The 12258-nt window shown below is 63.7% G+C and carries 9 protein-coding genes; 7 read left to right on the forward strand and 2 right to left on the reverse strand.

The window, feature by feature from the left end; all coding sequences use genetic code 11:
• The first annotated feature begins 2273 nt into the window (after positions 1–2273).
• Entirely contained in the window at positions 2274–3641 is a 1368-nt protein-coding gene (locus ACLH0K_RS02195) for a beta strand repeat-containing protein (RefSeq protein WP_411375241.1), read from the forward strand.
• A gap of 219 nt (positions 3642–3860) precedes the next feature.
• On the opposite strand, the gene ACLH0K_RS02200 is transcribed toward ACLH0K_RS02195, so the two are convergent.
• Entirely contained in the window at positions 3861–4025 is a 165-nt protein-coding gene (locus ACLH0K_RS02200; RefSeq protein WP_411375243.1) for a sigma factor-like helix-turn-helix DNA-binding protein, read from the reverse strand.
• Between the two features lie 199 nt (positions 4026–4224).
• Complete coding sequence (locus tag ACLH0K_RS02205) at positions 4225–4491, reverse strand: hypothetical protein (RefSeq protein ID WP_411375244.1); 267 nt, start codon at positions 4489–4491, stop codon at positions 4225–4227.
• A 406-nt stretch (positions 4492–4897) separates the two neighbouring features.
• Here ACLH0K_RS02205 and ACLH0K_RS02210 point away from each other — a divergent pair, with 406 nt between their 5' ends.
• The 6 genes from ACLH0K_RS02210 (at position 4898) to ACLH0K_RS02235 (ending at position 12253) form a co-directional block, all read left to right on the forward strand.
• Positions 4898–7213 carry a SulP family inorganic anion transporter gene (locus ACLH0K_RS02210; RefSeq protein WP_411375245.1) on the forward strand — a complete coding sequence of 772 codons (2316 nt, stop codon included), beginning with the start codon at positions 4898–4900 and terminating at the stop codon, positions 7211–7213.
• A 483-nt stretch (positions 7214–7696) separates the two neighbouring features.
• A complete protein-coding gene (locus ACLH0K_RS02215) occupies positions 7697–8323 on the forward strand; it encodes a glycoside hydrolase family 15 protein (RefSeq protein ID WP_411375246.1) in 627 nt (208 codons plus the stop codon).
• Complete coding sequence (locus tag ACLH0K_RS02220) at positions 8280–8831, forward strand: hypothetical protein (protein WP_411375247.1); 552 nt, start codon at positions 8280–8282, stop codon at positions 8829–8831. The genes ACLH0K_RS02215 and ACLH0K_RS02220 overlap by 44 nt, the downstream gene beginning before the upstream one ends.
• Positions 8832–9438: 607 nt before the next feature.
• On the forward strand, positions 9439–10458 hold the full coding sequence (locus tag ACLH0K_RS02225) for a LacI family DNA-binding transcriptional regulator (protein WP_411375248.1): 1020 nt from the start codon (positions 9439–9441) through the stop codon (positions 10456–10458).
• A gap of 124 nt (positions 10459–10582) precedes the next feature.
• Entirely contained in the window at positions 10583–11419 is an 837-nt protein-coding gene (locus tag ACLH0K_RS02230; RefSeq protein ID WP_411375249.1) for a DUF4397 domain-containing protein, read from the forward strand.
• Between the two features lie 129 nt (positions 11420–11548).
• On the forward strand, positions 11549–12253 hold the full coding sequence (locus ACLH0K_RS02235; protein ID WP_411375250.1) for a class F sortase: 705 nt from the start codon (positions 11549–11551) through the stop codon (positions 12251–12253).
• The last annotated feature ends 5 nt before the right edge of the window (positions 12254–12258 follow it).

Below are 12258 nucleotides of genomic sequence, written 5' to 3' on the forward strand. Positions count from 1 at the left end.
TACATCCTTGCAAGCCAACCCGGCCTGGTTTGACGCCCCTGCCCCTTTTTGGTGTGCCGCACCCCTCACCTCCTCCTGTCTTCCCTGCTTCGGGGGATAGGACGAAGAAGGACCGATGAGAACAACGGCCCGCTTCTAGTGCTGGCCGCGGTGGCGCACTGTTTGTTTTCCACCGCTGTATTCCCTATCACGGGAGCGTCATTGCAGGACCGCTATGAGTGAAAATTGTTGTTTTTATTCGTTTACTCTGTTTGGTGCTGGATGGGTCGCAGAGAGGGCTGCGAGGTCGAGGATAAACTTTGTGCACTTCTTGTTCCGGCCGGGCGGAGTGGGCGTTATGCTCAACGATGCGGGGCTTGGTCAGGACGATCGTGGGTGGAATTGGGACAAGGGTCTGAACACTGGTTGCCGCTGCGGCGGATGCATCGTCGGCGCCACGCGGGATGCTTACAATCAAATTTTCAATTTCCTCCTGACGTGTGTCACTCGGCGATAACCCTGTGCCGTGTTTGTGGGACACAGTAGAACGCTCCGGGGCAGGCGGCAAAACGCAGGACCTCGGCGATAATTCCGGCCAGGTTGTACGGTACTGCCCGGCACTGCCCACTTCCCTAGTAGGTTGAATGCGCCGGGGTACGGCATTGCAGAGCAGCTTGTCAATCCCGCGAGTACGGCTGATGACGTACACCCCGGGGACCGCTCTAGAGGTGAAGCCGAAAAACACCCGGGATCCGAGTAAGCACCCTGTATAAGGACCGCCCGCTCGAACGGACTCAGGGGCGGCGGAGCCGTAAGGAAGCGGCAGGCCGGGTGACCAGTCTCCACTAATCGAATACTGCATTCCCGCTCCCCGTGTGCACATCCCTGCGGTCTATAACCCTCATAACTTTCATCACCAAGATGACGGAAAGTACCGGGTTTTGAGTTGTTTGAGGATCGGCCCATCCATTTGTGTTGCTGTGTCGAATGAGAGGTAGGCCTGATCGCGGTTGGCCACGTGCGTGGTTGACAGGGCCCCCGCAGGAGCCGCTAGCGTGGCAGGTGGCCGTATGAAGCGCAAGCAGAACGGAGGTGGGAATGGAACGCGAAGCTGCTACCCCTTTCTCTGCTCTGCGCCTGCTGCTGCTCGGAAGCCTGTTAGCGGTTTTCTGGCTTGCGCTAGGTGCAGGCGAGGCCCGTGCGGCAGGCTCGGATAAGGCTGGCAGCGACCAGGGATCCGGGCTTGGCTTATCTCTTTCCCTTCCTTCACCGCCTGTAATTTCAGCGGCGGTTCCCACCGGTGCAGCGGCCGCTGTTGTTCCGGAGTTTGCACAGGAAACAGCTGTCCCAGCGGCCCCTGTTCCAGGAACGGTAAGCGCGCCGGCAACCCAAACCCTTACCCCCATAACGGCTCCCGCAGCTCCCATTGTGATCGCCGTAGCAGCACCCGTCACTTCCGTTGTGAACGCGGTGGCAGCCCCTGTGGCTCCCGTTGTGAACGCGGTGGCAGCCCCTGTGGCTCCCGTTGTGAACGCGGTGGCAGCCCCTGTCACTTCCGTTGTTGGCGTGGTGGCAGCTCCCGTGACTCCTGTTTTGCACGCGGTAGCGGTCCCGGTAGGCGGGGTCGTTGACGTTGTTGGTTCTGTTATCCCCGTTGTTGACGCTGTCACTACCTCCGTCGTTTCTGCTGTGGATGTGTCCGGTCCTGGACTGACGGGCCCGGCGCCGGATGGTCTTACCAACCCGGTCGTGACGCAGCCTGCAGGAGGTAACAACGGTCCCTCCACCGGGACTGCAGCGGCTCTGGCTCCCACCGATGCGGCAACAGATTCATCGACTGCCGTCGTCGGTGTTAGCTCCGGGCCGGCCGAATCGGCGGCTGGAACGTCCAATGCTGTGCGGCTTGCCGGCACGGCAGTTCGTGCCCCTCATGGTGTTCAGCAACTGCCAACCTCCGACCCGTTCCAGTTCCCTATGCCGGATAACCGTGCCAACCTGCCGGTTCCTCTGACGTCAGGCGCCGGTGGCAACACGCAAAGCACCGGGAACGGTTCTGCAGGTTCCGGCCAACAGGCCGCTGATCTTCCCCACCGCTTCATTCTCCCCACCGGATCCCTGGGGGACGGCTCACCATTCGGCTTCGCGCTGCCCGGTGCACCAGACCGAGATCCAGGGTACTCACCCGACTGATGACGCCCGCCGCCACGCCACTACAGGCGCGGCACACGCAGGCATACCCGGTCATGTCCTGACCGGGGAAAAGAATCATCATTCAATGTGAGGAAAAACCAGACATGAAGTCATTTCTACGCACCAGCCTTTGCTCTGCCGCCTTTGCCGGCAGCCTCCTTGTCCTGGGAGCCGGAGCAGCATCAGCAGACACTGAAAACACCACCAACCTGAACCTGGGCGCCGGCCTGAGCACTTCCACCGCTCTTCAGTCCAACGGCACCAACGGTTCTGACAACGGTTCCTTTGGCACCGACCTGGGCCTTGGCCTGGGCGCGGACCTGAACGCAGCAACCGCTGTCCAGTCCACCAGCACCACCAACGGCACCAACGGTGCTGACAACGGCTCCTTCGACACCGACCTCGGCCTTGGCCTCGGCGCCGACCTGAACGCAGCAACCGCTGTCCAGTCCACCAGCACCACCAACGGCACCACCGGCACTGACAACGGCTCCTTCGGCACCGACCTGGGCCTTGGCCTCGGCGCGGACCTGAACGCAGCAACCGCTGTCCAGTCCACCAGCACCACCAACGGCACCACCGGTTCTGACAACGGCTCCTTTGGCACCGACCTAGGCCTTGGCCTCGGCGCCGACCTGAACGCAGCAACCGCTATTGAGTCCGACGGCACCACCGGTACTGACAACGGCTCCTTCGGCACCGACCTGGGCCTTGGCCTGGGCGCGGATCTGAACGCAGCAACCGCTGTCCAGTCCACCAGCACCACCAACGGCACCAACGGTTCTGACAACGGCTCCTTTGGCACCGACCTAGGCCTTGGCCTGGGCGCGGACCTGAACGCAGCAACCGCTGTCCAGTCCAACGGCACCAATGGTTCTGACAACGGTTCCTTCGGCACCGACCTCGGTCTTGGCCTGGGCGCCGGCCTGAGCACTTCCACCGCTCTTCAGTCCAACGGCACCAACGGTTCTGACAACGGTTCCTTTGGCACCGACCTGGGCCTTGGCCTGGGCGCCGGCGTGGACGCAGCAACCGCTGTCCAGTCCACCAGCATCACCAACGGCACCAACGGTTCTGACAACGGTTCCTTTGGCACCGACCTGGGCCTTGGCCTGGGCGCCGGCGTGGACGCAGCAACCGCTGTCCAGTCCACCAGCACCACCAACGGCACCAACGGTTCTGACAACGGCTCCTTCGGCACCGACCTCGGCCTTGGCCTGGGCGCGGACCTGAACGCAGCAACCGCTATTGAGTCCGACGGCACCACCGGTACTGACAACGGCTCCTTCGGCACCGACCTGGGCCTTGGCCTGGGCGCGGACCTGAACGCAGCAACCGCTGTCCAGTCCACCAGCACCACCAACGGCACCACCGGTGCTGACAACGGCTCCTTCGGCACCGACCTCGGCCTTGGCCTCGGCGCGGACCTGAACGCAGCAACCGCTGTCCAGAGCAGCTTTGAAGGACAGTAATACCTAGCAAGTCTCAGCCAAACTGGGTACGGCTCACTGAGCCATCGATGGCACCGGGGGTTTCACAGAGACCCCCGGTGTCATCACGTGCTTGCTCCGCGTCATGGGTCCATATGCAGCATCCATGCTGCAGCTGAGCGTTCACGCCCTCAAAGGCGGCGGGCGAAAAGAATCATCGAATCGGCTCGACCGGGCAGCTGAAACTTTCCAACGCGACGTTCAACCGTCGCCGGCAGGGCCAAGCACCTGACGCAGGGCTCGGAAACCGTCCCGGATGCGGGACTTAACCGCCGGGACGCTCAGCTGCAGGATTCCAGCCACTTCCGGGTAGGTCCGCCCGCCAAAGTACGCCAGGGAAATCGCCTCGGCCTGGGCAAAACTCACCGCGGATAAGGCAGACGCAAGCGTCTCATCCCCTAATTTCCGCAGGGTGATCTCTTCGACGGAACTCCCCCCAAGCGCCAATTTTTCCCGGTGGTACCGTGAATCGCGCTCCAGACAGCTGCGTTCACGACGAACAACGTCAACCGCTCTGCGGTGCGTCAGCGTAAACAACCAAGCCAGGACAGTGCCGCGGGCCTGATCAAATGACTTTGCCGATGCCCACACCTGAAATACTCGCGGCCAGGAATCCCAGGAGTCGTCCCACATAGACGTCCTGCACAATCTCCTCAGCCAGCTCCGGCCGCTGGGCAACCCTCGTAGCAAGGCCGAAAAGCCGCCGCGCAGTACGGGCATACAGCTCCTCAAAAGCGCCGTGATCACCGTCCGCGATCCTGATTACGAGCATTTCCAACTGCCCGCAGGCAGCCCTGTCCCCGCCCGTGTTCCCCGCCAAAGCCGCGCTCACATTCGATGCCGGGCCGCTGACACCATTACACGAATTCCAAAAAGCACTTCGATCTTGAGATTAACCACGTCCAGCTCCCTGCTTCTCAAGGGCAAGCACTGACATCACCCCGAACGTACCCCGGCAACCCACGAATAAACCACCAACGTCGCTAGAAGTCCCCTCCCGCATCAACTCTGCTCGCAAGGACAGCAGATGACCGTTCCGGCAGCGCCGTTTGCCTGCCCCGTCCCTTTTTTATGGCGGGCAGCCAGAGGTGGTGCGATCGTAGCCGGGGGACGGCGTGGGTTGTACGTTGCCGAACGTCCATCTACTGTGCAAGGCCGGTTAACCAAGTCCCCCTGTTGAGGCATGATCAGCAAGCTTACGATGGGCCCGCCCCCAATGACGCTATCCGAGGACACCCATGCCCATTGCACGTCAACAAACGCTCCCAGGGCCGGATTCAAAACCGACCCACACCCCACACAAGGTACCTGTCCGCCGCCCGCTGTTCCACGGAATCCGCGCGGACCTGCCGGCATCGCTTGTCGTTTTCCTGGTCGCGCTTCCTCTTTCCCTCGGTATCGCTGCAGCCTCCGGCGCCCCCGTCATGGCCGGGCTCATCGCCGCCGCGGTGGGCGGTATCGTTGCCGGCAGCCTCGGCGGTTCAACACTTCAGGTCAGCGGCCCGGCCGCCGGTCTGACGGTGGTCGTCGCCGGCCTGATCGAACAATTCGGCTGGCAGCTCACCTGTTTCATCACACTCGCCGCCGGACTGGTGCAAATCCTGCTGGGCATAAGCCGGATCGGACGTGCCGCGCTGGCCATTTCCCCGATCGTCGTCCACGCCATGCTGGCCGGCATCGGCGTCACCATCGTCCTCCAGCAGCTGCACGTCCTGCTCGGAGCAGAATCCGGCAAATCCGCCCTGGACAACATCGAACACATTCCGGCGACGCTGGCCTCCCTCAACGTTCAGGCCCTGCTCCTGGGCGGACTGGTCATCGTCATCATGGTGGCCTGGAAGCGCCTCCCCGCAGCCATACAGAAAATCCCCGCCGCCCTGGTCGCAGTCATCGCCGCCACACTCCTCTCGGTCCTCTTCGCCTCAAACGTCGAGCGGATCAGCTTCAGCGGATCGATCTTCGAGGCCGTTTCACTGCCGCAGCTGCCCTCAGGCAATTGGGACGCCGTCCTGATCGGCATCATCACCGTGGCCATGGTCGCCAGCATCGAATCGCTGCTCTCCGCAGTTGCCGTCGATAAAATGCACACCGGACCGCGCACGAACTTTGACCGCGAACTCATCGGACAGGGCAGCGCCAACACGCTCTCCGGACTCCTGGGCGGACTGCCTGTCACGGGCGTCATCGTGCGCAGCGCCACCAACGTTGAAGCCGGCGCCCAGACCCGGAAGTCCGCCGTCCTGCACGGCATCTGGATCCTGGTGTTCTCCGTTCTGTTCGCAGCGATGCTCCAGACCATTCCCAAGGCCGTGCTGGCAGGCCTGCTCATCGTCATCGGAGCACGCCTCGTCAAACCGGCGGATATTCGGATCGCATTGAAGACCGGGGACGGCCTGGCCTACGGCATCACACTGCTCTGCGTTGTCTTCCTGAACCTTCTCGAGGGAGTGTTCATCGGCCTCGCCCTGGCATCGGCCATCATGCTCTGGCGCGTCATGCGCCCGTCCATGCGTGCAGAGCAGGCAGGGGCAGAAGGGTCCACACGGTGGCGGGTGGTTATCGAAGGCTCCTGCAGCTTTCTCTCCCTGCCCAGGCTGACCCGCGTCCTGAACTCGGTCCCGACCGGGACGGACGTAATCGTGGAACTGCACATCGACTTCCTCGACCACTCGGTCTTCGAAACCATGAATGCATGGCGGAAGCAGCACATCAGCACCGGAGGCAGCGTCCATTTCGAAGAGCACGGAAACACCGCATTCAGCGATGCCGCATCCACCCCGCCAAAAAAAGAACAGCCCCGCGCCTTCCCCCTCGCGCCTCGTAAGGCATGGCAGGACACCGAAGCACATCCACCCATCCCGGGGAACGAAAACCACCCGGAACCGGTCCAGTCGCTCCTGCTCGGGATCGACAAGTACCATCGCCGTCACGCCGAGCTTGTCCTTCCCCTTGTAGAGGACCTGGCAGAAACCCAGAACCCCGACACGCTGTTCCTGACGTGCGTGGATTCCCGGGTCAATCCCAACCTGATCACCAGCAGCGGCCCGGGAGACCTGCTCACGCTCCGGAACATCGGAAACGTCGTCTGCGCCGACAACCAGGACCCCTCGATCGAATCCGCCCTGTCCTTCGCAGTCCAGAATCTATCCATCATCTCCATCGTCATCTGCGGGCATTCAAACTGCGGCGCGATGAAAGCCGTGCTGGCGGATCCTGACGGATCGGAAAGGACCGACCGCTCGGCCCTGGACGTGTGGATCGACCATGCCAGGAGCAGCTACGACGACCTCATCACTGGCCATCCGGTGGCTAAATCCGCCGCCGCGGCCGGCTACTGCCAGCTGGACCAACTCAGCATGGTCAACGTCGCCGCGCAAATGCGGAAACTCGAAAACCACCCCCTCCTGGGCCCGGCACTCGCTACAGGACGTGTCCACGTCACCGGACTGTTCTACGACATCTCCACCGCCCGCGTCCTCTTAATCAAGCCCGAGGGCATCGAACAACTCGATCCCCTCACAGAGCAAAAGCAGGAAATCCTGGTTCCCGCTTAGGCACAATGACTGATCCAGCACGAAAACAGCGGTGCGATGCTATGCATGTTGCCGCCGTTCCCGCCGTCTCGAACTAGGGACAAGAAAATAACCGCATCGAACGCAGTCGGGAGGCTATGCCTCCCGACTGCGTTACGAGACGGCCCAGATGCAATTTGCCATGCGTCGGGCGGCACCCGACGAGTGGAGACGTAGTCTTCAACCCGTATCAGGCCGCCACAGCGAAGGCGTTATAACTAAGTTGCCAGATTTTCCCGCGCCCTGTCGGGCGCTGTCGCGACACGGAGCAACCGAAAAAAGCCGACGCATAGCGATCAAATCCACACATAGCAGCTTGGAGCCTGATTCACAGCAGGTCAATAACGACCGTTTTGGGATACGCTTTTTTGGTGCCCGGATGTTGATTCGGGGTACGTCAATAACCGACCCTTCTGTGTCCAGGTCGCTGTTTTAGCTACCCCGCTGCTTAGCCGCGCATAGTGTGTGGATCGTAGCGCTGAATCGCGCGCCGTTTTGATCGCTAAGTGGCGTCTCGTCTGCCCGCTTGGTGATCCGCGTCCCAAACGTACCACGGCCGGTTTCATCGAGCTTCTCCTCTCAGCACAGACCGCTTCAGGCGCCATTCCGGCGAGCACGGTCCACGACGTCTACCAGTACGGCTGGCCGAGAAATGGCTCCTGGTGCGCCTACGCGCTGCAGCGGGCCGGGCAAACAAAAGCGGCGGCGCGTTGGCACCACTGGGTCGCGGCGACCCTGCTTCCGCACCGCCACCGATTCGTCGAGGCGATGGACGCCGTCCGGAACGGCAGCGTAATCGGGCGGTCGATGCTGCCCGCACGGTTTACACTCGATGGCCGGGAAGAACCGCAGGGCGAGTCGGAAGAGGAGTGGCCGAACTTCCAGACGGATTGCTACGGCTTCTGGCTCTGGGCACTGGCCGATCACCTCACCCGTGGGGGCGAATTAGACGATGTCCTGCGTGAAGCTTATGAGCTCGTGGTCGGATACCTTCTCGTCGCCGGCGATACACCATGCTTCGGACTGCTGGGAAGAACATCCCGGCAACGTGCATACCTCCAGTCTCGCTGCAGTCGCTGCCGGTCTCCGTGACATCGGCGCCCTGCTCCAGGACGAGGCTGCGCAACGCTACGCCGTCCAGCTCCTTCAGCGCATTACCGGCCCCGAGCACGTACTTGGCGGCGCCTTCATCCGGTTCCCCGGTGACACCCGTGTCGACGGTTCGCTCCTCTGGCTGGCCGTTCCGTTCAAACTGGTCGCGGTCGACAACCCGCTCTTCCAGAACACTCTCAGCCGTATCCGCGACGAACTCCTCGTCCCAGATGGCGGCGTACGCCGCTACCTCGGCGATACCTTCTACGGTGGCAGCGAGTGGATCCTTCTCGCCGCGACTTACGGTTGGGTCGCCGTCGCCTCCGGAGACCACGCGACCGCTGGACGCATGCTCGACTGGATCGAGGCGGCGCCGACGCCGGAGGGGCTTCTTCCGGAGCAGGTGCAGAACCACGTGCAGTCGCCCTACATGCTCGAGTTCTGGTGGCAACGCTGGGGTGCGACCGCCATGCCCCTCCTGTGGTCGCACGCCACATATTGTTGCTAGTAAGGAAGTAGGTTCCAAACGCTGACTCTCTCCTACCCCTGGCCGGTACTGAGCAACAAGGCTGGGTGCTTCGTCCTCGCCTTAGCGCACCCGCAAGCCGGGCCAGGCGGCCACATCCGGCCTTGAGCGGGGTCCTCTCACGGGTGCGGTCTCTCGGTAATCCTTTTCGCAGGGCTTCGAGGCACGATGGCAAGCACCGACAAAAAGCGCTGCGAAAACACCGCCACTCATCGTCGAAAACCACATCGAAAATGCACTCCTGTTCTCAGTCAAACTGGTCGCCGAAAAGAAAACAGGTTAAAAGGGCGATGGGAGGGTTTTTGAAGTATCCATGAACATAGTCGGCTATGCGAGGGTCAGTACCCGTGGTCAATCGCTCCGTTCACAGCTGGACGCGTTGGTAACGGTCGGAGCAGTCCGCAGAGAAAGTGGAAACCGCCTCACAGTTGCGCAATGAAGGAAAAATCCGTCAGCGCCCGCAGGTAGTCTTTGAATTCCAGGTCAGGCGCTCGGCTTCCAGTCTAATCACCGCCGTTGCAACCACGACCTGACTTTGCCGTCCCTGGACTCGGCACATCCGGACAAAAACTCCGGGGAGAATAGGCGCATGGCAAAAAGCAGCAAGGGCAGGATGCCGCGTCTGGAGGACGTGGCGGACGTCGCCGGTGTCTCGCACCAGACCGTGTCCCGGGTGGTCAACAACCACCCCAACGTCAGCAAGGCCACCCGCGAAAAGGTGGAGGCGGCCATAGCCGAGCTGGGGTACCGGCGGAACACAGCGGCGCGGAGCCTGGTGACCAGGCGTTCGCAGACCATCGGCGTCGTGGCCAGCGAGCTGTCCCAGTACGGCCCGGCCAACACGCTTTTGGGGGTGGAGCAGGCGGCCCGGGATGCCGGCTACTTTGTCAGCATCGGCGCGCTCCGCGAGGTCAGCCGGGAGGCGATCTCCGACGCCGTCAGCCGCTTCATGGACCAGGCCGTGGACGGCATCGCCGTGCTGGTGCCGCACGCGGACACCCTGCAGGTGCTGGACGAAATGAACCTCTCCGTGCCCGTGGTGGCCGTCGGGTCCCTCGGCAACGGCGCCGTCAGCGGGGCCATGGTGGACCAGCGCCGGGGTGCCAGGCTCGCCGTCGAACACCTGATCGGGCAGGGGCACCGCCATATCGGGCACGTGTCCGGGCCGCCGGACTGGACGGACGGCGCGGAACGGGCGGAAGGCTGGCGCGAGGCACTCGCCGCGGCCGGCCTTCCGGAGGGTCCGCTGGTGCAGGGCGACTGGAGCGCCGGCAGCGGTTACGGGATCGGCCGGGAGCTCGCAGCCGGCCGCGGCGCGACGGCACTGTTCGTCGGAAATGACCAAATGGCTCTGGGCCTGCTGCGTGCGTTCGCCGAGGCAGGCGTCCGCGTGCCCGACGACGTCTCCGTGGTGGGCTTCGACGACCAGCCCGAATCGGGGTACTTCAGCCCGCCGCTCACCACTGTGCGGCAGGACTTCGAGGAACTGGGCCGGCGCTGCATGGACATCATGCTCAAGGAGATCGAAGCCGGCGCGGACGCCAGTTCCACCGTGGTCACCCCGGAGCTGGTCCTCCGGGCAAGCACGGCACCGCCGGCGGCGCGGTAGTCGCAGAAACGCAAAAAATAAGCGCAAGAATTTTCCATGAATCTGCATCCAGCTCCGGGGCTGCGCCAGTAGTAGGGGTGTAAGCAAAAAACGCCCGCCAGGCGGGCCGATTAAGGAGAAGGACATGCGCAACAAAATCTTCACAGCAGGTGCCGGTGCAGCGGCAATTGCAGCTGCAATCGCTCTCGCCGGCCCCGCCCAGGCAGCCGGGGAAGACGCCCAGCTCTCCGTGCTGCACGGCGTCCCCGGACTGACCGTGGACGTGTGGGTCAACGGTGAACGGACCCTGGACGACTTCACCTCCGGCACCCTGGCAGGGCCGCTTGCGCTGCCGGCCGGCGCCTACGAACTCGCCATCACGGCCTCCGACGCCGCGGATGCTTCCGCCGCCGTCATCGGCCCGGTCAGCGTCACCCTCGAATCCAACGGAAACTACACCGCAGTAGCCAACCTGGACGCCGGAGGCAACCCCACTGCCAACCTCTTCACCAACAACGTCTCACAGATCGAGGCGGGCAAGGGCAAGCTCACCGTCCGGCACACCGCTGCCGCGCCCGCCGTCGACGTCCTGGCCGGCGGAACGCCCGTCATCTCCAACCTGGCCAACTCCAGTGAGCAGACCCTGACGCTCGATCCCGGAACCATTCCGGCAGCCGTCGCCGCCGCCGGCACCACCAACCCGGTGCTCGGCCCCGCGGATGTCACGGTGGCACAAGGGACGCACACCATCGTGTACGCGTGGGGCAGCCTGGCAAACAACAACCTGCAGCCGGCCGTCCAGACTATCGAGGGCCTGCACTCCTCGCCCGGTTCCGTTCCGGGCGCACGTGACGGCTCCGCGGATGCCGCAGCGGTGAGCCCGGCTGCTGCCGCCGTCGGCTTCGCCGCCGCCGCACTGGCTCTCCTGTTCGCCGGCGTGGGCGCGTCCCGGGCCATCGGCGCGGTGCGCGGACAGCGGTAGCAGGAAGAGCAAGCACCAGCAGCACAAGAGCCTGCATCAGCAAGCCGGCCGCCCGGTCTCCAACCGGGCGGCCGGCACCCTAACCAGACAGAGCGGCAATCCTCCGGCTGCCGCGGAAGGGCCGGAAAAATGAACAGAAGCACGACGACGGCAGGTCAGTCCCGCCGTCGTTCCTTCGGATCTGCCGGAGCGGCCGTCCTCGCGGCGGCACTGTTCCTCCCCGCCTGCGCGCCCGCAGGTCCCACTCCGTCGGAACCGGCAACCGTGCCCGCCACCCAGGCGGCAACCGCACCTGCCACAGCCTCCGCCCCGCCCGCACCGGCTGATCCGGCGGTCCCAACAAGGCCTGTGGTCCCCGTGCAGCCGGCCACCCTGCCGGCCGCCGCAGCAGCACCGGCACCGGTGTCCCTGACCGTTGAGGGAACAGCGATCAACATGCCTGTGATCCCGGGCGGGGTGTCGGCCGAGGGGGCCATGGAAATCCCGGACGCGTTCGACCAGGCCGCCTGGTACAAATATGGCCCCGCTCCCGGCGCGGACCAGGGCGCGGCGGTGATCGCCGGCCACATCGACACCCAGTCGGACAATGCCCCGTTTTCGGCACTGAAGTCCGTCCCTGCCGGAACGGCCATTTCCGTGGGGCGCGAGGGCGCACCGGCCCTGACCTACCGCGTGGTCAAAGTGGAGCTGATGGCCAAGGACAAGTTTGACGGCGACGCCCTGTTCCGCCGCTCCGGGCCGCATGAACTGAAAGTGGTGACGTGCGGCGGCAAGTGGCTGGACGAGCGGATGGACTACAGCGACAATGTGATTGTTACCGCGGTCCTGGAATGAGTTGG

The sequence above is a fragment of the Arthrobacter sp. MPF02 genome (assembly GCF_046605375.1).
Classification (GTDB): Bacteria; Actinomycetota; Actinomycetes; order Actinomycetales; family Micrococcaceae; genus Arthrobacter.

Coding starts and splice junctions, on each gene's coding strand:
- ACLH0K_RS02195 (WP_411375241.1), top strand. CDS start 2,274: ATGAAGTCATTTCTACGCACCAGCCTTTGCTCTGCCGCCTTTGCCGGC.
- ACLH0K_RS02225 (WP_411375248.1), top strand. CDS start 9,439: ATGGCAAAAAGCAGCAAGGGCAGGATGCCGCGTCTGGAGGACGTGGCG.
- ACLH0K_RS02235 (WP_411375250.1), top strand. CDS start 11,549: ATGAACAGAAGCACGACGACGGCAGGTCAGTCCCGCCGTCGTTCCTTC.
- ACLH0K_RS02230 (WP_411375249.1), top strand. CDS start 10,583: ATGCGCAACAAAATCTTCACAGCAGGTGCCGGTGCAGCGGCAATTGCA.
- ACLH0K_RS02210 (WP_411375245.1), top strand. CDS start 4,898: ATGCCCATTGCACGTCAACAAACGCTCCCAGGGCCGGATTCAAAACCG.